At 62.8% G+C, this 22,438-nt stretch carries 11 protein-coding genes; 8 read left to right on the forward strand and 3 right to left on the reverse strand.

Going from position 1 to position 22,438, the window contains the following annotated elements; genetic code table 11:
• Positions 1 to 89: 89 nt before the first annotated feature.
• Positions 90 to 12,596, forward strand: a complete 12,507-nt coding sequence (locus AC27VU_RS07395; protein ID WP_488723790.1) for a filamentous hemagglutinin family protein — start codon at positions 90 to 92, stop codon at positions 12,594 to 12,596.
• 48 nt (positions 12,597 to 12,644) lie between these two features.
• On the opposite strand, the gene AC27VU_RS07400 is transcribed toward AC27VU_RS07395, so the two are convergent.
• The 3 genes from AC27VU_RS07400 to AC27VU_RS07410 all read right to left on the reverse strand — a co-directional run bounded on the left by AC27VU_RS07400 (position 12,645) and on the right by AC27VU_RS07410 (position 14,314).
• On the reverse strand, positions 12,645 to 13,013 hold the full coding sequence (locus AC27VU_RS07400; RefSeq protein ID WP_315975172.1) for a type II toxin-antitoxin system RelE/ParE family toxin: 369 nt from the start codon (positions 13,011 to 13,013) through the stop codon (positions 12,645 to 12,647).
• Positions 12,919 to 13,113, reverse strand: coding sequence for a type II toxin-antitoxin system RelB family antitoxin (relB, locus tag AC27VU_RS07405; protein WP_095136765.1), 195 nt, complete (start codon positions 13,111 to 13,113; stop codon positions 12,919 to 12,921). The genes AC27VU_RS07400 and relB overlap by 95 nt, the downstream gene beginning before the upstream one ends.
• Positions 13,114 to 13,366: 253 nt before the next feature.
• A complete protein-coding gene (locus AC27VU_RS07410; RefSeq protein WP_488723791.1) occupies positions 13,367 to 14,314 on the reverse strand; it encodes a SphA family protein in 948 nt (315 codons plus the stop codon).
• A 210-nt stretch (positions 14,315 to 14,524) separates the two neighbouring features.
• Here AC27VU_RS07410 and AC27VU_RS07415 point away from each other — a divergent pair, with 210 nt between their 5' ends.
• From AC27VU_RS07415 to AC27VU_RS07445, 7 genes are all read left to right on the forward strand, one after another.
• Entirely contained in the window at positions 14,525 to 15,562 is a 1,038-nt protein-coding gene (locus AC27VU_RS07415; RefSeq protein ID WP_003225624.1) for an AraC family transcriptional regulator, read from the forward strand.
• 232 nt (positions 15,563 to 15,794) lie between these two features.
• Positions 15,795 to 16,682: a Dyp-type peroxidase gene (locus AC27VU_RS07420; protein ID WP_488723792.1), complete on the forward strand. Its 888-nt coding sequence runs from the start codon at positions 15,795 to 15,797 to the stop codon at positions 16,680 to 16,682.
• A gap of 25 nt (positions 16,683 to 16,707) precedes the next feature.
• Positions 16,708 to 17,676: a Gfo/Idh/MocA family protein gene (locus AC27VU_RS07425; protein WP_488723793.1), complete on the forward strand. Its 969-nt coding sequence runs from the start codon at positions 16,708 to 16,710 to the stop codon at positions 17,674 to 17,676.
• 223 nt (positions 17,677 to 17,899) lie between these two features.
• The gene (locus tag AC27VU_RS07430) at positions 17,900 to 18,646 is read left to right on the forward strand and encodes a GntR family transcriptional regulator (protein ID WP_003225618.1); all 747 of its coding nucleotides are present in this window, start codon (positions 17,900 to 17,902) and stop codon (positions 18,644 to 18,646) included.
• A gap of 1 nt (position 18,647) precedes the next feature.
• Complete coding sequence (locus tag AC27VU_RS07435; RefSeq protein ID WP_488723794.1) at positions 18,648 to 20,378, forward strand: fumarate reductase/succinate dehydrogenase flavoprotein subunit; 1,731 nt, start codon at positions 18,648 to 18,650, stop codon at positions 20,376 to 20,378.
• Between the two features lie 25 nt (positions 20,379 to 20,403).
• Positions 20,404 to 20,649 carry a 4Fe-4S dicluster domain-containing protein gene (locus tag AC27VU_RS07440; protein ID WP_003225615.1) on the forward strand — a complete coding sequence of 82 codons (246 nt, stop codon included), beginning with the start codon at positions 20,404 to 20,406 and terminating at the stop codon, positions 20,647 to 20,649.
• 278 nt (positions 20,650 to 20,927) lie between these two features.
• Positions 20,928 to 22,352: an ABC transporter substrate-binding protein gene (locus AC27VU_RS07445; RefSeq protein WP_488723795.1), complete on the forward strand. Its 1,425-nt coding sequence runs from the start codon at positions 20,928 to 20,930 to the stop codon at positions 22,350 to 22,352.
• Positions 22,353 to 22,438 lie beyond the last annotated feature (86 nt).

Here is a 22,438-nt window from a genome sequence, read left to right on the forward strand (position 1 = left end):
GTCGCGGGCCGCGCCAACTGCCTATGTCGTAACAGCAGGTTTTTGCAGGCCTGCGGCCTCGTGTGGCAACTCAAAAGGATCTCGTAGTGATGCTCGCTCGCCCATCCCGTCGTCGTAGCAACGCCCAGTCATTCAAGCGTGAACTCGCGGAGCCGGCGCTGTGGTTGCTCAAGCCGTTGGCACACGCCGTGGCGTTGTGTCTGGTGGCGGGCAGTGCGCAGGCGCAGACGGCGTTCAGCTCGGGCTGGTTTGCCGCCAAGGGCGCGGCACAGCAAGCAGCCGCTGCGCGTCCGAGCGTCGGTGGTTTGCCGGGAATGACCCCGCCGTTGGCGCAGCAGCAGAAAGCCAGTCAGCAGTTGCAGCGTTCGATCCAGACCCTGAACAACACCGTGGCTGCGATTGCCGCGCAACAGGCGGCCCAGGCCGCCGGACGTGCCACGGCGCTTGGCACTGTGCAAGCGGTGCCGGATGGCTTGGGCGAGGGCGGCCTGAAGGTCGATAACAGCCTTACGCAAGGCTGGCAGAACGCCAAAGGCCCGCAACAGACTCAGGCCGACGGCAAGACCACGGTGAAGATCGAGCAGACTGCCGACAAGGCCATCCTCAACTGGGAGACCTTCAACGTCGGGCGTAACACCAGCGTCGAATTCGCCCAGCAGTCGGACTGGGCCGTGCTCAACCGGGTCAACGATCCGAATGCGCGTGCCAGTCAGATTCAAGGTCAGATCAAGGGTGACGGCACGGTGATGCTGATCAACCGGAACGGCATCGTGTTCAGCGGCAGCAGTCAGGTCAACGTGCGCAATCTGGTGGCGGCCGCCGCGAATATCACCGACATCCAGTTCCGTGAACGTGGCCTGTATTTCGACAGCAACGGCACGCAGCCGACGTTCACCGAAGCCGCCGGCAAGGTGTTGGTGGAACGCGGTGCGAGCATCGCCACGCAAAAACCGGCGGCGTCCACCGATGCTGGCGGTTATGCCTTGCTGCTCGGCAGCGAAGTGCAGAACGACGGCAGCATCAGCACCGCCAAGGGCCAGACCGTGCTGGCCGCCGGTGATCGCTTCTACATTCGCAAGGGTTCGGGCACCGAAGGCAATGCGCTGTCCACGACCTTCGGCAGCGAAGTCATTCCGGGCTTCAAGGCCGGCGATGCTGCGGGCAAGGTCAGCAACAACGGTCTGATCCAGTCCGCCACCGGCGACATCACCCTGACCGGCCACGAAGTGGTGCAGAACGGCGTATTGCTCGCCAGCACCTCGGTGGCGACACGCGGCACGATTCATCTGAGCAACCCGAGCACCGACAGCAGCGGCAGCGTCACGCTGGGGCAGGGCAGCGCGACGGCGATCATGCTCGACAGCAGCGACCTGACGGCGCTCGACAGCCAGCATGACGCCGCCCTGACCAGCGTCAGCGCAAACAACCGGATTCGTGGCGATCAGTCGCGCATCGAGATCCAGAGCGGCGGCAGCGTCGAGTTCCAGAACGGCTCGATCACTCTGGCCACCGGCGGCCAGGTCGCTGTCAGTGCACAGCGCCGCAGCCTGGTGCGTGACGGTGCATTGATTGATGTGTCAGGTGCGGTTGGCGTCAACGTGGCGATGGAAAACAACAGCATCAAGATCAACGTGCAGGGCAACGAGCAGCGCGATGCGTCGGTCAACCGCGAGAAGGGCGCGCTCAACAGCAACGACATCTGGGTCGATGTGCGTGAGCTGGTGTACGTCCCGGCCGGCACCAACGGCTATACCACGGATCGCTGGTACACGGCCGGTGGCTTGCTTGAAGTCGGCGGCTATCTCGGCACCCAGGGTCACAGCATCGGCGAGTGGATGGCCCAGGGCGGTACGGTGAGTTTTGCCGGCAATGACGTGGTCACCGAGAAGGGCTCGTTGATCAATCTGTCGGGCGGCACCCTGGATGTGCAGGGCGGCGAGATTCGCCAGAGCTGGCTGCGCGGCGCCGACGGCAAACTGTATGAAGTCTCCCGTGCCCCGGGGGATCTGCTCTACACCGGACTGTACAAAGGTTATGAAGACAGCAGCGAACGCTGGGGCCAGACCCGTTATTACTACAGTCCGCTGATCGCGCCGCGCTCGCGTTTCGAATCGGGTTACACCGTGGGACGCGACGCCGGGCAACTGGTGATCTCCACCGCCAACGCCGTGCTCGATGGGCAGATGCTCGGCGAGGTGTATCAGGGCGAGCGGCAGAACCAGGCGCCACAAGCGGTACTTGATGGTTATGACCAGAGCCAGAACGCACTGGCGCGTCGTGCGCAACTGATCGTCGGCAGCTATGACCCGGCCTATGTGGCAGCGGCCGGTGGCCTGTTGTACTCGCTCAATCCGCTGCTTGATCAGGTGCAGATTGGCGGCCAGCGTCCGGTCACCGGCACTGACCCGGATCTGACCGGAGCCGTGGCGGACTCGAGCAAGGGCAAGCTGTTTCTTGATAACGATCAGCTCAACGGTTTCCGTCTCGGCGCGCTCAAGGTCGCGGCCCGGGACCAGATCGCTGTCGCTGGCGCGCTGGGTGTCGACAACGGTGGCGACATCACCCTGTATGCGCCGGATGTGCAGATTGACGCCAACCTGAGTGCGCGCAGCGGCAGCTTGCATCTGGGCAACGTGCTCAATCAGTTCAACGGCACCGAGCGTACCGATACCCGGCTCACGGCGAAAACCGACAAGGTCACGCAAGTGGCGGTGGCCGCAGGCGTACACCTTGATACCCGTGGGGTGTGGAGCAACCTGCGCAGCAATCCCGACGACAACGCCGGCCTCGGGGCTCTCAACGGTGGTCTGCTGTCGATCCGCAGCAGTGGTGATATCGACATTGCCTCTGACAGCCTGCTCGACGTTTCTTCGGGCGGCGCGCTGCTCGCCAACGGCAAGACCCAGGGCGGCAAGGGTGGCGATCTGACGCTGGAGTCCAGTGCGATTTCCGCACCGGGCCAATCGCATTTGCGCCTGGAGGGTGAACTGCGTGGCTATGGCGTCACGGGCGGCGGCACGCTGACCGTGCAGGCCAACAGGATTCAGATCGGCCAGGCCGATACGTTGCCCGCGACCAACACGCTGCAACTGTCTGCGGACCTGTTCGGCAAGGGTTTCTCGGCTTACAACCTCATTGGCTTGAATGGCCTGGACGTCGCCGAAGGTACTGAGATTGATGTGACGATGCCGGTCTATCGCTATGCGGATTCGGCACCCAATCAGGCCAGCGGCGTCGATCCGCAATCGGCGCTGGAGCTGTGGACGCCGGCGCTGTACCAGGAGGATCCGACCAAGGGCGTCCTGACGCAGCGCGGCGGTGCCAGCCTGACGCTGCAAGGCGGGGCCAGTCTGATCAACCTGATCGATGCGGCCAACAGCCCGCTGACCATTGGCCGCGGCGCGCGCATCAGTGTCGATCCTGGCCAGAGCATCAAACTGCGCGGGGCCGGGCAGATCACCGTGGACGGCGCGCTCAATGCCTGGGGCGGCACGATCGACATTCGCCAGCAGCAATTGGGCTCGATCAAACCGGCCACCTCCGATCAAAAGGCTGACCCGAACGCGCACAACCGTTCGATCTGGATCGGTGAACACGCGATGCTCGACGTGGCCGGGCGGGCCAGCACTGCCGTCGATGCGTTGGGGCGCCGTTACGGTCAGGTCGGCAAGGGCGGCAGTATCATCCTTGGCGGCGAGATCGACGCGAAACTCGCCACGGCCACGGCGGCCGATGCCTACGTGATCGTGCGCCAAGGCGCACGTCTGGACGCTTCCGGCAGCGAAGCGCTGCTCGACATCGCCGGTCAAGGCCCGACCCGCGTCGCCACGGACGGCGGGCGCATCAGCCTGAGTTCCTACAACGGCCTGTTCATCGACGGTGATCTGCGGGCAACGGCCGGTGGCGTCGGGGCGGCGGGCGGGCGTCTGGAGATCGCTCTGGAAACGCCGCTGTACGCCGACTCGGCGGATAACAGCGTACGAGCGCCGAGGGAGATGATCATCGGCCAAGGCATGTCTGAAGAGCGGCTCGCGGCGGATCTGCGACCGGGGCAGGGCGCCGCTGGCTTGCGCTATGGACAGGCGCGCTTGAGCGCCGATGGCCTGATGTCTGGCGGCTTCGATAATCTGAGCCTGTTGAGCAACGGCTTGCTGTCATTCGATGGCGACGTCAACTTGCACATGAATCAGAGTCTGAGCCTGTACGCCGGTGCGCTGTCGCTGGCTGAGTCGGCGCAGGACGCTACGCGTGTCGAGGTGAGCGCACCGTATCTGCGCTTGTCCGGTGTTGGCAGCTACTACGGCATCGTCGGTGCGATTCGGCCACGCCTGACGAATAACCCGACCACGCAGTTGTCGCAGGCGCAGTTCAACGCCTCGGCCGACTTGTTGGATCTGGGCAATGGCCTGTCGTTCGGTACTCAGGGTTCGATTCTGCAACTCAAGGCGCCGGCCGCTGAATACAGCCGTCGGGCGTTCGGGCAGGTGAGTCTCGACAACCGCGGCGATCTGCGTTTCCTGGCACCGACCGATGGCGCGCAGAAGTCGCGGTTGTGGACCCCGGGCGACTTGAACCTGAGCGCCGCGCAGATCTATCCCGCCAGTGGTGTTCAGGCCGAGGTGCGCGTCGGTTATCAGGGCGCCGTGCCGGTTTCCCAGCACACCTTGCGCATCAGCGGCCTCGGCGCGGCACCGGCAGCGATGCCGTATTCGGTGTTTGGCAGGCTGGAGCTGTCAGCCGCTTACATCGAGCAGGGCGGCGTGCTTCGTGCGCCGCTGGGCATGATCACCCTGGGCGACGATTTGCTGACGACCACCCGCGAAGTTCGCTTGTTACCCGGCAGTGTGACCTCGGTCAGTGGCGCCGGACTGGTCATGCCTTATGGCGGCACCACCGACGGCATCGACTATCGCTATGACGGCAAGTCTGTGGAGTTGAACGGCATCACTGGCGAGACCGCTGGTGTGTCGATGCGCTCGCAATTGATCGATGTGCAGAATGGCGCTTTGCTTGATCTGTCGGGTGGCGGTGACCTGCGTGGCGCCGGTTTCGTATCCGGACGCGGCGGTTCCACCGATGCCCGGTTCAACCCGCTGGTGCGCAATGCCACCGACGGCACGTTCAGCCTGCCGGGGCTGGCGAGCAATCCGGTGTACGCCATCGTGCCGGGCAATCAAAGCATTTACGCACCGATGCTCGCCGAAGGCGGCGCGGTTGATCCGCGTATCGGCCAGCAAATCACTCTCGGTGCCGGTGTCCCGGGGTTGGCCGCTGGCACCTATACGCTGCTGCCTTCGACCTTTGCCCTGTTGCCCGGCGCGTTCCGGGTCGAGGTCAATGGCCAGGCGACGGCGGCAGCACCAGGAGCGGCGTTGGCGCTGCGCAATGGTTCATGGACCAGCAGCGGGCAGCTGTCGATCGCCAACACCGGTTTGCGCGACAGCCTCGCCAGTCAGGTCATCCTGACCTCCGCCGATGTGTTGCGTCGTTACTCGCAATACAACGAAACCAGTTTCACCCAATTCATTCAGAGCGATGCGGCACGCCGCGGCGTACCACGCGCGCTGGCACCCATGGACGGCAAAACGCTGGACTTGCGTCTGGTGGCCGGTGGCGAGCAGGACATCGCCTTGCAGTTCAACGGGCGCGCGCAATTCAATGCTGCCGAGGGAGGGCTGGTCGGCACGGCGGCGGTGCGCAGTGGTAACGCCCGCACCCGCTTCGAAATCCTCGGGGCCGGTCAGGCGCCGACCCAGGATTTCGACGGCATTTCGCTGTACGCCGACACCCTCAACCAGTTGGGCGCCGCACGCTTGACCCTCGGTGCGTTGCCGACGGTGAACTACAACACCGCCGGCAACATCATCAACTTCACTGGCGACACCAGCGACATCGTGTTGCGTCAGGGGGCCGTTCTTTCGGCACCGGAAGTCTTGTTGCGCACCAACTCCGCGCAGGGCGCGATCACCATCGAAGCCGGTGCCGGCATCAACACGCTGGGGCGCGGCAACGTCGCTTACGACTCGACGGCCGGCTACATCTATCAGCCCGGTGCCGCGAGCCTGTTGGTGATGTCCAACGGCTGGACCAACGTGCTCGCTCCCGAGGCCGGCAGCAATGCTTTCGGCGCTGGCGACATCCGCATCGGCGTCTGCTCGACGGGGCTGTGCAGCAGCCCGACCCAGCTCTATTCCAACGGCAGTATTACCGCCGCCACCGACCGACAGTTCGAACTCGGCGAAGCGGTGCGCTTCGGCACGCGTCACCTGGCGCTGGCCGTCGGTGCGGTGAACGCCGGCAGTGCCGAAGCGCTGGCCGCTGCGGGTAACCAGGTGCCGGCCGGGCTGACCTTGAACCAGAATGTGCTGGATCGCCTGATGCGCGGTGATAGCCAATACGGTGCGCCAGCCCTGGAAACCCTGAGCCTGACCACCCGCGATGCCTTCAATCTGTACGGCAGCGTGACCCTCGACACCCTGGATCCGCAGACCGGACAGAGCAAATTGCAGAATCTGGTGCTCGCCACCCCGGCGATTTACGGGGCGGGCAATGCCAATGATGTGGCGACCATCCGTACCGCCAACCTGATCTGGAACGGCGCGACTCAGGATCCGGGCAGTGTGATCGCCGGTGGTGCCGGCACCGGCAGCGGCACGCTGGAGATTCAGGCTCAACGTATCGAACTGGGTTACGGCCCGATGCCGCAACCGAACGGGCTGGATCACAACGCCCGTCTGGCGCTGGGGTTTGCCAACGTCAACCTGACGGCCAGCGAACGCATTACCGCCAACCACAAGGGCAGTCTGGCGGTGTATCAGGAACAGGGCGCTTACGATCCGCTCAAGGGCTACCTCTACAGCGGCGGTAACCTCAATCTGCGTACGCCGTTGCTTACCGGCGAAGCGGCGTCGGTCAACCTGCTCAAGGCTGGCAACGACCTGACGCTCAGCGGCACTGGCGCCGGCAATTCTGCCGCGGCGGATGCCCTGGGCGCCGAGTTGAATCTGCAAGCCGAGCGCATTGTGCTCGACAGTCGTATCGCGCTGGCCAGCGGCAAACTGGCGGTCACGGCCGAGCACGATCTGACCCTCGCCAACGGCGCGCAGCTAGACCTTGCCGGGCGCACCTTGCCGTTCAACGATGTCAGCAAGTACAGCTGGGGCGGCGACGTGTCGCTGTTGAGCCAAAGTGGCAATATCCGCCAGGCGCCCGGTTCGCGCATCGATCTGTCGGCGAAAAACAATCAGGCCGGCAACCTCAGTGCGGTCGCGTTGGCGAGCGCGGCGGGCATCGTCGACTTGCAGGGTGAAATTCGCGGTGGCAGCAGCGGCTATTACGACGCTGGCGGCACGCTCGTGCCGTACAAGTCCGGTGGCGTGGAGATTCGCGCCCAGCGTCTGGGCGCAGACGCGAGTGAACAGTTCGCCGCCCTCAATCAGCGGCTGAATGCCGGTCAGGTTTTCGGCAGTCGCAGCTTGCAGCTCAAGCAAGGTGATCTGTTTATTGGCGACGGCATGAAGGCGAGCGAGGTCAATGTATCGGTAGACGCCGGCAAGCTGACGGTCGGTGGTCTGATCGATGCCAGTGGCGAGCGTGTCGGCAGTATTCGGCTGTCGGCCAGGGACGGTCTGACCCTGGCCGGCAACAGTGTGCTCGATGCCCATGGCCGCGTGTTGCGCGTCGACAGTTACGGCAAGATCATTGATGCGCCGAACCGCGCGATGGTCGAACTCAACTCCGGTGACGGTGTGTTGATCCTGGCTTCCGGCGCACGCATCGACCTGCGTCATGGTACCGATGCGGTACCGGGGTATCTGGCGGGGCAGCATGACCAGATGCTGCGTGGCACGCTGGAACTGAACGCGCCGCGCCTGGGTGTCGGCGACATTGCCATCGATGCCAGCGGCACCCTGACTATTCAGGGCGCGCGTTCGATCGGCCTCAATGGCATGCGACGTTACACCGATGCTCGCGATGGGCTCGATCCGGCGGTCAGCGGTCGGCCTTATCAAGTGATCGATCAAGCCCTGTTCGAGCGTATCGATGGCGACAGCACTACGTTCATCAATGCCGCGCTGGGCAACACCGATCTGCTGCAACGCAAACTGGCGGGGCTGAACAATGCCACTTACGCCGATGCGTTCCATCTGCGTCCCGGGGTCGAGATCGCCAGTAAAACCGCCGATGGCGATCTGGTGGTGGAGGGCGACATCGATCTGTCCCGTTACCGCTATGCCAGCCTCAACCCGCACACGCAGAAAGTCGCCGGCGTCTACGGCTCGGGCGAGTCCGGCAGTCTGGTGATTCGCGCCGGCGGTAACCTCGATATCTACGGCAGCCTCAACGACGGCTTCGCGCCGCCACCGGAAACCGCTGACGATGCCGGCTGGAAACTGTTGCCGGGCGTGCAACCGTTCGGTGGCGACCTGATTGTGCCGGGCACCGGCGTGACGCTGGCTGAGGGTACGCAGTTCCCGTCGGGTGCCACGCTGAACTACGACTTGCCGATCCAGGCCACCACGCTGGTCAGCGGCACGCTGTTGCCGGTTGAGGTGCAACTGGCCGCGCCATATACCTTCAATGCCGGCACCGTGTTGGCGGGCCCTGTGCACGACGCATCGGGCAATCTGCTGTACGCCGCCGGAACGCTGCTCAGCGAAAACCTGACCTTGCCCGCCAACAGCCGTTTGGGCGCCGGCATTCGCTTGAACCGCAATACCGCTTTGCAGGCGATCGACTGGCCAAAAGGTGTACCGCTGCCGGGGGCGTTCGACGCCGATACCGGCAGCAGCAAAAACCTGCTGTTGCGCGGTTCGCTGGCGCTGTTGCGCGGCTCGTTGATTCCGTCCATGACCAACGTGGTCCTGGCTGACGGCGCTGCCTTTGTCGAACTGCGTCCGTTGGCCGGGACACGCCAGGGCGCGAACTGGGCGCTGGCAAGCATGTTGCCGGCGGGCAGCTCGTCGTGGTCGATGCGCGTGGTGGCGGGCGCGGATTTGGGGGCGGCGGATAACCGTGCGGTGCAGCCGCTGACCCGCGAAGGCAACCTGCGTCTGGCGGACACTCATTACGGCGCCAAGGTGACGCAGGGCAATCCGAAACCGGTGTGGTCCGAGACCAATCAGTACGGCTTTCCGGCCTTTGAACCGGTGCCTGAAGAGTATCTGGTGCTGTGCGACATCGACCCGGGAGCCTGTGCACCGATGGCGCGCTGGACCTGGGCGCCGGGCAATATGTTCGGGTTCCAGGATTACGCGCCGATTCCCGAAGAGTATTTGGCCCTGTGCGACAGTTATCCGGAAGTCTGTGTCGAGAGCAATCCGGCGACCAGTGCGCGAATCCACAGCCAGATGTACAGTGTGCTGCGCACCGGCACCGGGGATCTGGACCTGTTGGCGGCGGGTAACCTGAGCATGAATTCGCCGTTTGGCGTGTACACCGCCGGTACGCAGTCGAGCGATGTCGATCCACGTTTCAATCAAGTGCGCGGACGCCTGTCGGACGACGGATCAGTGCTGGGCAGCGCTGGTGCTGACTCCGAGAAGTGGGTCAACGGCGGCACCGAAAGCCTTTATCAGGCCTGGTACCCGCAAATGGGCGGCAACCTGACGGTCAGCGCTGGCGGTTCTGTTTCCGGTGACAGCCTGGGGCGTCGGGAGACCGCTACCGGTGGCACTTATCGGGAGCAGCAGTCGAGCGTGGCCGTGGGTAACTGGCTGTGGCGTCAGGGCACCGGCAGCAGCGATGTGCCGACCGCGTGGTGGATCAACTTCGGCAGCTACGCCAGTCAACCGCTGCCGGATGAAGGCGCCGACGCCGCGCCATACCTGGTGGGATTCACCGGTTTCGGCACGCTGGGTGGCGGTAACATCAGCCTGCGCGTCGGTGACGATGGCGGCATGCTCAGACCGCTGGGCGATTCCCGGGTCAATCTGCGCAGTCAGGGGCTGATCGTCGCCGTGGGCAGCACCGGTCGGGTCGGCAGCGATGGCCGTCTGGAGTTGACCGGTGGCGGCGACATGGATATTCGCATCGGCGGCACGCTCAATCCGTCACTGCAGGCCCGGGCGGGTGCGCTGGGTACCAGTCAGCCGAAGCACGACCTGCAAGGCGCCCTGATCAATCTGCGCGGCGCTGCGCAATTGACCGGCAGCGCGGTGGGCGGGATCAACCTGCAATACGGCGCGAACAAGTCAGTTCACGATGCCCGTGAAACCCGCGCGGCTGATCCATTTACCTCGACCAGCAGCAATGCTTCCGGTGGCCTGGTGCTGATACCCGGTGACTCGGGCATGCGCATCAACACCCGGGGTGACCTGGTGCTGGGGGGCGCGGTGGACCCGGGCCGGGTGCAGTTGCAGAACGCCACGCCGCTGTTCGACAGCGACGGCACGCTCAGCAAGGGCGGGATCCTCAGCGGTTTCTCGCTGTGGACTGCGCACACGGCCATTGATCTGTTCTCGGCCGGGGGCAACCTCACGCCGAGCACGCAATTGGCCGAAACCGATACCAACGGGCCACTCACCGGTCACAACACGTCGCCCACCGACAGCCGTTTCGTCTACCCGTCGATACTGCGTGCGGTGGCCGCACAAGGTTCGATCTATGCCGGGTCGTCGGCCACCTACGGGGTGGGCAATGAAGCGCCGGCGATGGGTTATTCGCTGCTGTTGGCACCTTCGACTGCCGGTCAGCTCGAGTTGCTGGCCGGTGATTCGATTTATGCCGGCGGCTATGCGATCAACCAGTCCGGTGCCAGCCCGTTGGCGATTGCCACACCGTTCGCTCCGGCGTTCAACGGGTTTGCCAGCAACAAGTCGCAAACTCCGTTCATCAGCAACAGCGGCAGCGATGGCGTCGCGGCCGATGCCAACAGGCGTTATCCGCTGTTCGCGTTCGGCAGTAACACCTATTCCGGTCTGAATGACGTGCAGGGGCCTGCGCGCTTCTATGCATTGACCGGCGATCTGGTCGGCGTGCGCAGCGGCGAGACCCTGCGGGCGAGTGATTCGCTGCGTACCTGGTACGAAGCTGCCGGTCCGGTGTGGATGCTGGCGGGGCGCGATATCGTGGCGTCCGGCACCAACCTGGGCAGTCCGACGACGTCTGCCAAGGACGGGGTCGGCACCACCAAGGACACGATCTACTCCACCGGCAACCTGTTCGTGCATAACGATCCACGGGATGTTTCGAAGGTTTCAGCCGGGCGCGACATTCTGTACAGCAGCTTCGACATCGCCGGCCCCGGCACGCTGGAAGTCAATGCCGGGCGCAATATCCTCATGGAGGATCGTGCCAGTATCACCAGCACCGGGCCGCTGGCGCCAGGTGACAAGCGTGCGGGGGCAAACGTGGTGTTGCAGGCCGGGGTTGGTGTGCAGGGGCCGGATTATTCGCGGTTCATTGCCCGTTATCTGAATCCGCAGAACGTTGCCAATGTGGACGTGGCGCTCAGTGCGCAACCGGGCAAAGTGGTCAAGACCTACCTCGACGAGTTGCAGAGCTGGCTGAGCCTCGGCTACGGCTTCAGCGGCAATCAGGAGCAGGCGCAAGCGTTCTTTGCCGCGCTGCCGAGTTCCGCGCAGGCGATCTTCGCGCGGCAGGTGTACTTCGCCGAATTGCGCGCCGGCGGCCTGGAATACAACGACGTCGACGGCCCGCGCAAAGGCAGTTACCTGCGCGGTCGCAACGCCATCGCCGCGCTGTTCCCGACCACCGATGTGGCGGGCAATCCGCTCCGCTACGACGGCGACATCACGCTGTACGGTGGTGCTGGGGTCAAGACCCTGTTCGGCGGCGACATTCAGATGCTCACGCCGGGCGGCGGTCAGGTGTTCGGCATCGAAGGCGCGGCGCCACCGTCGACCGCCGGGATCATCACCCAGGGTTCGGGCAACATTCAGCTCTACTCGCAGGGCAGCATTCTGCTGGGGCAAAGCCGGATCATGACCACGTTCGGCGGCTCGATCCTGGGCTGGTCGGCCGAGGGCGACATCAACGCCGGTCGCGGCTCGAAAACCACGGTGGTCTACACCCCACCGAAACGCGTGTACGACACCTGGGGCAACGTGACCCTGTCGCCATCGGTGCCGAGCACCGGTGCGGGTATCGCCACACTCAACCCGATCGCCGAAGTGGCACCCGGCGACATCGACCTGATTGCACCGCTGGGCACCATCGATGCGGGGGAGGCGGGGATTCGTGTGTCGGGCAACGTCAACATCGCCGCGCTGACCGTGGTCAACGCCGCCAACATCGCGGTGCAGGGCAAGACCAGCGGCGTACCGGTGGTGGCCGCGGTGAACACCGGAGCGATTACCTCGGCCAGCTCCGCCGCCTCTTCGGCCACGCAAGCGGCGGAAGATGTGGCGCGTCAGCAGCAGGCGGCCGCGCGGCAGAATCAGGCGTCGGTGTTTACCGTGCAGGTGTTGAGCTTCGGCAACGAACAGCTGGCGCCGACCCGGGATGGCGCCAACCGTGCCCCGGCTACCGGATACAACCCGAACAGCCCGGTGCAGGTGTTGGGGGCAGGGGCGCTGGATGAACAGGCGAAACAGCAGTTGACCGAGGAGGAGCGGGGCCAGCTGACGTTGTAAAAGACTCTCGTGTAGTACGCTTCGGGCGGCCTTTTGGCCGCCCTTTTTTTATGTTGATGAGGTTCGTGGGTATTGTCGTCGGGTATGGACTAACGTCAGTATTTTGATGCGCCCGTTCACCCGATAGACCAGCAGATAGTTCGGATTGACCACCATTTCCCGAGTGCCTGGCACTCGACCGGCCCGGTAACCATAGGGGATTGATGAAAGCCTTTGCGTTGCTGCACCAACCTTGTGCTGTAGAGCCACTGAAGCGTTGGAGTTGTATTGTTCAACGTAATCGATAATGTCAGCCAGATCGTTCAGAGCTTGATCGCTCCATTCAAGCAGCAGCGCGGCGCTTCCTGCGCATCTCTTCCAGCATCTGGTCAAGCATTGCCATAGCTTCATCATGGGGAATGCCAGGGCTGGGGTCATCGAGTGCCTCCTGCACCTTGGCACGAAACCAGCGATCGTAGCTCTCTGCCTCTTCTTCGGATTCGAAGTCAGAGTAAAACGGGGAAAGTAATAAGCTCATAGTGATCTCCGTGATCAATCTCAGCAGTTTAAGGGGGAATGGCCCATTGTCGTCACTGGCAGACGATGTACCCCATGAGCTCTCGAAGAACCACGGGATAACGAAGCCCAGTATCTGCAAGCGCCCTTTTGGAATCTGCCGGACGTTTCCGTCCGTTGTCCGGCAATCTCGACCGCCGTTGTAGGCCTATTCCTCCACTTTGTTTTTCAGGTTTCCAGCCTACAAATCCGCGCGCACCTTCCTACAAATGCACTCAGAACGCATACGGAATACTCACCTTCGCCCACAACATTTCCCCCTCTGGCCGGTTCTCCACGTCAAACTCCCTGGCCCAGCGAATCTCCGCGCTGGCGTACTTGAGAAAGGTCAGGTGCAACGCCGGGCCGATCGCGAACACCTGGCCGCGCACGCCATCGTTCACGTCTTGCCCCGCGAACTGCACAGTGTGGCCGTACTGTTTGTCGTCGGTGGTCTGCTTGAGGTAGTAGCCGTTGAGGCCGAACATCACATCGTCGGTGATCTTGTAGCTGGCCGAATAATCGAAGTGGAAGATCTGTCCGGACTTGTAGTCGGTGTCCTTGTTCTTCTCGTTGAAGCTGTAGGTGGTCTTCATCGACACTTCGGTCTTGTCGGTCGGCAACCAGGTGAAGGAGAACAGCGGCTTGTAGGTGTAGAAATTGTTGCTGGTGTTGGCCAGCCGATCGACGCTGTATTCACCCGTGGGCACCGTGACTTCAAGGGCTGCACCGAGGGTCAGGTTCTTGCCCATGTCCCACAGGATGATCGGCGCAATCGTGGTATCGCCCATGCCTTCGCGGGTATCGCTGAGGCCGTAGACCGAGACTTCCTGCTTCAGCCAGGGCTGGGCGATGTAGCCGGCCAGACGTCCGCCGAACACTCGTACCGGGCTCAGGTAATCAATACGCGGGATCACCGCTGTCGATTCGATCTCGACATTCGGCACCTTGCCGCCCAACGAGCTGATGTTGAGCTTCGTCGACTTGTAATGGTTGTAGTAGAGGTTGAACGCGACCATGTTCTCCGGAAGGCTGTCGACCTCCAGCGGCAGCATGAAGAACCCGTCGGTGCCGGGGCCGATGTTGTCGACCCCGGCTTCGGTGGCCAGGGCCGGCAGGGCCGCGGAGCAACCGAGCAGAGTCAGTGCCAGACGCAAGGGGAATGTGGCGTGGTTCGGGCTCATGGCTGTCCTCATTATTATTGTGTTGGGACGTGGCGCCGGTACGCAGAACGTCCGGCACCATAGAAATAAGCGCTTGGCGTGCGACGGGGCAGGGTATTGGCGGACAGTTAGGGGGGCTTCTGCGGACAGTCGGCCAACCCTGTGCTAACTTCCTTAGACATAACCGGTTACAAAAATAACAATCAAGCGTGATCCGGAATGTCAGTCCCCATGAACGTAAAAGTCCAAGACCCCACTTTTGAACTGGCGCTGGTCTCGCCGTTTCTCCTGCAAACCCTCGCCGAAGTCGCGCAGAACAAAGGCATCGACCCCGAAAGCCTTTGCCGTGGCCTGGGGTTCACCTTTGAAGATCTGCAGGATCCGGCGCAACGCATTTCATACCGCCAGGCCGTGGCAATGATTCAACGCGCGCTCAAAGTGCTGCCCAATCAGGGGCTGGGGTTGTGGGTCGGGGCGCAGAATGTGTTGGGTACGCTGGGGTTGCTCGGGCACGTGCTGTCGCTGTGCAAGACCTTGCGTGATGCCTTTGCCTTGGGTATCCGCCACCAGCACACCTCCGGCGGAATCGTGGTGTCCAGTGTCGATGTGGTCGGCGACCAGGTGCACCTCGATGCCGAATGTCGCTTGCCGTTCGCCGATGTGCAGGTGTTCGCCGTTGAAGAGTTTTTCGCCAGCCTGCTGGTGTATGGCCGGGCCTTGGTGGGCCATGAGTTCAAGGCGATTGCCGTGGAATTTGTCCACGCCGCGCCGGATTACCTGAGCGAATACCACCGCTTGCTCGGGCCCGATGTGCGTTTCGGCTGCCTGCACAATCGCATGCTGATCGATGTCCAGTGGCTGGACGTCAACCTGCCCAATCATCATTCGCTGGCGCTGCGTCAGGCGGTTGCCTTGCTGGAGCTGGAAGCGGCGCAGGTACATCAGAAACTCGATCTGATCCAGGCAGTGGAACGGGCGATTGCCCGGGACTTGAGCCGGGGCAGCCATATCGAAAAAATCGCCGGCGACCTGAACATGAGCAGCCGCACCCTGCGCCGCCGTTTGACCGAGCATGCACTGACGTTCGAGGCGCTGCTGGAGCAGGTGCGTCAGGCGCGGACCATGAGTCTGCTGGCCAATCCTGAGATGCCGATTGAACGTATCACCGAAGAGGTTGGCTACAGCGACGTGCGCAGTTTTCGCCGAGCGTTCAAGCGCTGGACGGGGATGAGCCCGAGTGCGTGGCGCCAGGATGCAAGCACCGCTTAGACATCGGTCCCCTGTGGCGAGGGAGCTTGCTCCCGCTGGGCTGCGCAGCAGACCCAAAACCTGCCACGCCATTCCTCCAGACACACCTTGCCGGCGGGGTTTGCGGGTGCTTCGCCCCCGAGCGGGAGCAAGCTCCCTCGCCACAGGCTTCCGTGCGCCACTCACCAGTATTCCAACCCCACAAACTTTCCGGCTACAGGTAAACTCCCGCGCACTTTCCCAAGGAGTTCACATGAGTTACTACCAGCCGGGCATTCTCGCCACCCCCGTTCCTGCGCAAGCACGTCACCTGTTTTTCGCCCTTGAGTCGGTAGTCGCACTGCCGCAGGCGATCGACAACCTGATGAATCTGGTGGACGGCAAATCGGCTGTGATCGGTTTCGGTGAATCCCTGACCAAGGCCCTGAATGTGCAGATCGACGGCCTGCGCAGCTTCCCGGCCATGACCGGCGTCGGCGTGGAAAATCCGTCGACCCAGCACGCACTGTGGGTCTGGCTGCACGGTGTCGACCGTGGTGAATTGCTCAATCGCTGCAACGCCTTCGAAGCCGCGCTGGCTCCGGCGCTGCGTCTGATCCAGGCCCAGGAAACCTTCCGCCACAAGGACGGCCATGACCTGACCGGTTACGAAGACGGCACCGAAAACCCGCACGATGACGCCGCGATTGCCGCCGCGTTGCTGGGCGAGGGCGCTGACGGGCTGGTCGGTGGCAGTTTCGCCGCGATCCAGCAGTGGCAGCACGACCTCAAGGGTTTCCACAAGCTGTCCGCCGAAGACAAGGACAACATCATGGGCCGTCGCCTCAGCGACAACGAAGAGATCGACGACGCGCCGGTCTCCGCCCACGTCAAACGCACCGCCCAGGAAAGCTTCGCCCCGGAAGCCTTCGTCGTGCGTCGTTCGATGCCGTGGATCGAAGGCGAGCGTGCCGGCCTGATGTTCCTCGCGTTCGGTGTTTCGCTGGACGCCTTCGAAGCCCAACTGCGGCGCATGAGCGGTCTGGAAGACGGCATCACTGACGGTCTGTATCGCATCAGCCGGCCGATCACCGGCGGCTACTACTGGTGCCCGCCGCTGAAGGACGGCCACCTCGATCTGCGCGCGTTGCGCATCGGCTGAGTGTTTCAAACAAAGGGAGTTGAGCATGGACGTGGTGCGGTGGGGCATGATCGGTTGCGGCAGCGTCACGGAACGCAAGAGCGGGCCGGCCTTCTACAAGGCGCCCGGCTCGGCGCTGGTGGCGGTGATGGGCCGCCGCCTTGAAGCGGTGACCGATTACGCCGCGCGCCATGGCATCGCTCGGGTTTATACCGATGTCGATGCACTGATCAACGACCCCGAGGTGGACGCGGTGTACATCGCCACGCCACCCGACAGCCACCACGCCTACAGCCTGAAAGTCGCCGCCGCCGGCAAGCATTGCTGCGTCGAGAAACCGATGGCGCTCAACGCCGGGCAGAGTCGCGAGATGCAGCAGGCATTTGCCGACACCGGTTTGCACCTGTTCGTTTCCTACTACCGCCGTTCGTTACCGCGTTTTGCCCAAGTGCGGCAATGGCTGGCGCAGGGCCGCATCGGCGAGGTGCGGCACCTGAGCTGGACGCTGACCAAAGCCCCCTCGGCGGCGGATCTGGACGGCAGCGCCAACTGGCGAACCGACCCGAACGTGGCCGGTGGCGGTTACTTTGCCGACCTCGCCAGCCATGGTTTCGACCTGTTTCAGTACCTGCTCGGCGATATCGTCGAAGTCGCCGGTTTCACCGCGCGGCAGGCCGGTTTGTATGCGGCGGAAGACGCGGTCAGCGCCAGTTGGCGCTTCGCCTCCGGAGCGCTGGGCATGGGCTGCTGGAGCTTTGTCGCGGATCGGCGCGAGGATCGGGTGGAGATTATCGGCAGTAGAGGGCGCATCAGTTTTTCCGTATTCGATGAGCATCCGGTCCAGCTATTTGCCGACGAACAGATCAGTCTGGAAATCCCCCATCACGAGCACATTCAGTGGCATCACGTCCTCGGGATGAATGCGCACATCCGTGGCGATTCGCAACATCCCGCTGTCGCCGAACAAGCCCTCAAAACCGATTGGGTCATGGACCAGATCCTCAAACGGTACTGATCCTCCAGACCACAACACTATTTCCTTGTGGGAGGGGGCTTGCTCCCGAAGAGGCCGGCATTGCTGGCATTTCCATCGCCTGACACACCGCCTTCGGGAGCAAGCCCCCTACCACAAAGGTCTGTGTGTCGTCGTGTCTAAGGTTATGCCCATTCGGTATTTCTCAAGCTTGTCATAACGTCTCTAAGATCACGTCATAACTCGTTATAACAAGTGATCCCTGATGACCGATAACGTTCTCTCCTTACCCAGCGTCCCGCTGCACACCCAACTGCGCGACGTCCTGCGCGCACGCATTCTCGATGGCGAATATCCGCAAGACAGCCAGATGCCGTCCGAAAGCGAACTCGGCACGCTGTTCAAAGTCAGCCGCATCACCGTGCGCCAGGCGCTGGGTGATCTGCAGAAAGAAGGGCTGATCTTCAAGATCCACGGCAAAGGCACCTTCGTCGCCAAGCCGAAAACCTTCCAAAACGTCAGCAGCCTGCAAGGTCTCGCCGAGTCCATGACCGGGCGCGGATACGAGGTGATCAACCGTCTGCGCAGTTTCAAATTCATCCCCGCCGACAAACGTGTCGCCGAACGCCTGCAAGTCGCCGAAGGCGAGACCGTGGCGCAGATCAAACGTGTACGCCTGATCAACCGCGAGCCGATTTCGCTGGAAATCACCTACCTGCCCAAAGCCGTCGGCGAACGGCTGGAGAAGGCTGATCTGGTCACCCGCGACATCTTCCTGATTCTGGAAAACGACTGCGGCATCGCCCTCGGTCACGCCGATCTGGCGATCGACGCGGTACTGGCTGACAGCGACCTGACCCAGGCGCTGAACGTCGAGGCCGGCTCGCCGATCATGCGCATCGAGCGTCTGACCCACGACGCCAACGGCCAGCCGCTGGACTTCGAACACCTTTACTACCGTGGCGATGCGTTCCAGTACCGCCTGCGGATCGACCGGCAAAAAGGGGCGTGACATGACCCGCAAGACCTTAGAGCAGGAATACGACATCGTCGTGATTGGCGGTGGCACCGCCGGCCCGATGGCGGCGATCAAGGCCAAAGAGAAGAACCGTGATTTGCGCGTGCTGCTGGTCGACAAGGCCAACGTCAAACGCAGCGGCGCGATCAGCATGGGCATGGACGGCCTGAACAACGCGATCATCCCCGGCCACTCGACGCCGGAGCAGTACACCAAGGAAATCACCATTGCCAACGACGGCATCGTCAATCAGGCGGCGGTGTACGCCTACGCCACTCACAGTTTCGAAACCATCGAGCAACTCGACCGCTGGGGCGTGAAGTTCGAGAAGGACGAAACCGGCGATTACGCCGTGAAAAAAGTCCACCACATGGGTGCCTACGTGCTGGCGATGCCGGAAGGGCACGACATCAAAAAGGTGCTTTATCGCCAGTTGAAACGTGCGCGGGTGAGCATCACCAATCGCCTGGTCTGCACCCGTTTGCTCACCGACGAGGAGGGCGCGGTCAACGGCGTGATGGGCTTCGATTGCCGCAGCGCTGACTTCCATGTGATCAAGGCCAAAGCGGTGATCCTCGCCTGCGGCGCGGCCGGTCGCCTCGGCCTGCCGTCCTCGGGCTATCTGATGGGCACCTACGAGAACCCGACCAATGCCGGCGACGGCTACGCGATGGCGTATCACGCCGGGGCCGAGCTGGCGAACCTCGAATGCTTCCAGATCAACCCGTTGATCAAGGACTACAACGGCCCGGCTTGCGCCTATGTCACCGGCCCGCTCGGCGGCTACACCGCCAACAACAAGGGCGAACGCTTCATCGAGTGCGACTACTGGAGCGGACAGATGATGTGGGAGTTCCACCAGGAACTGGAAAGCGGCAACGGCCCGGTGTTCCTCAAACTCGATCACCTGGCCGAGGAAACCATCCAGAACATCGAGGAAATCCTGCACAGCAACGAACGCCCGAGTCGCGGCCAGTTCCACGCCAATCGCGGCACCGATTACCGCACGCAGATGGTCGAGATGCACATCTCGGAGATCGGTTTTTGCAGCGGCCATTCGGCGTCCGGGGTGTGGGTCAACGAGCGTGCCGAGACCTCGGTGAAAGGTTTGTACTCGGCGGGTGACATGGCCGCTGTGCCGCACAACTACATGCTCGGCGCGTTCACCTACGGCTGGTTCGCCGGGCACAACGCGGCGGATTTTGTCGCCGGGCGCGAGTTTTCCGCGCTGGATGCCGCACAGATCGAAAAGGAGCAAGCGCGGGTCTACGCACCGCTCGATCGCGAACACGGGCTGCCGCCGGCGCAGGTCGAGTACAAGCTGCGGCGCTTCGTCAACGACTACCTGCAACCGCCGAAAGTGACCAAAAAAATGCAGATCGGTCTGCAGCGCTTCAGCGACATCGAACGCGACCTCGAGCAGATGAAAGCCAACAACGCCCACGAACTGATGCGCGCCATGGAAACCAGCGTGATCCGCGACTGCGCGGAAATGGCTGCGCGCGCTTCACTGTTCCGCGCCGAGAGCCGCTGGGGCCTGTACCACTACCGTGTCGATCACCCGCAGCGCAACGACAGCGAGTGGTTCTGCCATTGCCATCTGAAGAAGGGTGAAGACGGCCGCATGACCAGTTTCAAGAAACCCGTCGAGCCGTACATCATCCCGCTCGATGCCGAAGAAATGCAGGCTTACGACCGCTTGCGGGTGGGCGCGTTCGCCGCTTGATGCATCACCAGAGAGAGTCCGAACCATGGCCTATCAAGCCCAGGAAATCTTCTTCCGCTCCAACGCCCCGGTCACCGTGGACGAGGACAAATGCATCGCCGAAAAAGGCTGCACCGTGTGCGTCGACGTCTGCCCGATGGACCTGCTGGCGATCAACCCGGCCACACAAAAGGCCTACATGGCCTTCGATGAATGCTGGTACTGCATGCCGTGTGAGAAGGATTGCCCGACTGGTGCCGTCAAGGTCGACATCCCCTATCTCCTGCGCTGATCCTGCTCGAAATGTGGGAGCGAGCCTGCTCGTGAAAGCGGTGGGTCATTTAGCAATGATGTTGACAGATACGCCGCTTTCGCGAGCAAGCTCGCTCCCACAATGGATCGAGTTACTGCACAAATTGAGTACGCCAAAATCCTGTGGGAGCGAGCTTGCTCGCGAAGAGGCCCGCCCAGACAACCCAAAGCCATCCGGAAACACCCGGACGCTGGATTCACCCAAAACCCCTCGTTTCCCACCGCGCCCTGATCGCGGCGGAGACGAACATCCAATAAATGATTCGAGGGGAAACACTCATGTTGCGTGCAGCAATCGCCGGTCTGGTACTGGCTTCATTCACTCTGTCGGCCTCGGCCGAAACCATCCGCATCGCCATCGGCACCCAGGACACCACCATCAACTGCGCCGCCGGCGGGCTGTTGATTCGTGAGCTCGGTCTGCTCGACAAATACCTGCCGCACGACGGCGCCTATAAAGACGCGAAATACGACGTGCAGTGGAAAAACTTCACCAGCGGCGCACCGCTGACCAACGAGATGGTCGCCGGCAAACTCGACTTCGGCGCCATGGCCGATTTCCCCGGGGCGTTCAACGGTGTGGCGTTCGAAACTGCCGGCAAGCACAGCCTGTTCATCAGCGTGTTGTCGGGCAGCATCAAGGGCAGCGGCAACGGCATCGTGGTGCCGAGTGCGTCCGGGGTGCAGGCGCTGAGCGAACTCAAGGGCAAGACCATCTCGGTGCCATTCGCTTCGACCGCCCACGGTATGTTGCTGCGCGCGGTGGCGGAGCAGGGCTGGGACCCGCTCAAAGACGTGAACATCATCGCTCAGCCGCCGGAAGTCGCAGGCTCCGCGTTGCAGGCCGGCAAGATCGACGCCCACGCCGATTTCGTGCCGTTCGCCGAACTGTTCCCGAGCCGTGGTTTCGCCCGCAAGATCTACGACGGTGCTCAGGCCAACGCGCCGACTTTCCACGGTGCACTGGTGGATCAGGCCTACGCGAAACAGTACCCGGAAATCGTCGTCGCCTACCTGCGCGCGAGTATCGAAGCCAACCAGTTGCTCGCCGCCGAGCCGGAGAAATACAGCGAGCTGATCGCCAAAGTCACCGGCGTCGATGCCGAGGTCAACTACCTGTTCCACGGCCCGCTCGGCGTACAGACCCGCGACCTGAGCTGGAAGCCGGAATATCGTCAGGCTGTTGGCACCGCGATCGATACCCTGAAGCTGTTGAAAAAGGCTGATCGCGGCCTCGACCTCAACACCTTCATCGACGATCAGTACATCCGTGCTGCCTTCAAGGCCTCGAATCTGGACTACACCGCGCAGCTCGCCAATTACGCGCAAACACCGTTGAAAGCGCTGGATGCCGCGACCGGCAAAGCGATCACTGACTTCAGCCACGTCGCCGAAATCTGGGTGCGCGGCGAAGACAAGGTGCGCCAGTACGCCTCGGCGGAATCCGCTTTCACTGCGTTGGCCGCGTTGAAGCAGGAAGGCAAAAACATCCGCGCGGTGTATGCCCAGGCCAGTGACAGCGGGATCAAGTTGCTCGCCGATCAGGCGTGGTTCGCCAGTGATGCCAAGGGCCGCCTGAGCGCGTTTCTGCTCAAGGGCCAGGCCCAGCAATTTGCGGCGGCGCAGGGTGGCAAGGTCTTCGATTTCACCGATGCCACGGCCCAGGCTGTGGCCGTGCGCTGATCTTAGGCACACCACATTCCCTTGTGGGAGCGGGCTTGGGGGGGGGGGGGGGGGGGGGGGGGAAGAGGGGGGGGGGGGGGGGGAAA

The sequence above is a fragment of the Pseudomonas sp. 14P5.3.2 genome (assembly GCF_057799175.1).

Bases quoted from the DNA above. Each gene is read 5' to 3' on its own strand.
- AC27VU_RS07430 (WP_003225618.1), top strand. From the start codon at position 17,900: ATGACCGATAACGTTCTCTCCTTACCCAGCGTCCCGCTGCACACCCAA.
- AC27VU_RS07420 (WP_488723792.1), top strand. From the start codon at position 15,795: ATGAGTTACTACCAGCCGGGCATTCTCGCCACCCCCGTTCCTGCGCAA.
- AC27VU_RS07395 (WP_488723790.1), top strand. From the start codon at position 90: ATGCTCGCTCGCCCATCCCGTCGTCGTAGCAACGCCCAGTCATTCAAG.
- relB (WP_095136765.1), bottom strand. From the start codon at position 13,113: ATGAGCTTATTACTTTCCCCGTTTTACTCTGACTTCGAATCCGAAGAA.
- AC27VU_RS07445 (WP_488723795.1), top strand. From the start codon at position 20,928: ATGATTCGAGGGGAAACACTCATGTTGCGTGCAGCAATCGCCGGTCTG.
- AC27VU_RS07425 (WP_488723793.1), top strand. From the start codon at position 16,708: ATGGACGTGGTGCGGTGGGGCATGATCGGTTGCGGCAGCGTCACGGAA.
- AC27VU_RS07415 (WP_003225624.1), top strand. From the start codon at position 14,525: ATGAACGTAAAAGTCCAAGACCCCACTTTTGAACTGGCGCTGGTCTCG.
- AC27VU_RS07435 (WP_488723794.1), top strand. From the start codon at position 18,648: ATGACCCGCAAGACCTTAGAGCAGGAATACGACATCGTCGTGATTGGC.
- AC27VU_RS07440 (WP_003225615.1), top strand. From the start codon at position 20,404: ATGGCCTATCAAGCCCAGGAAATCTTCTTCCGCTCCAACGCCCCGGTC.
- AC27VU_RS07400 (WP_315975172.1), bottom strand. From the start codon at position 13,013: ATGACCCCAGCCCTGGCATTCCCCATGATGAAGCTATGGCAATGCTTG.
- AC27VU_RS07410 (WP_488723791.1), bottom strand. From the start codon at position 14,314: ATGAGCCCGAACCACGCCACATTCCCCTTGCGTCTGGCACTGACTCTG.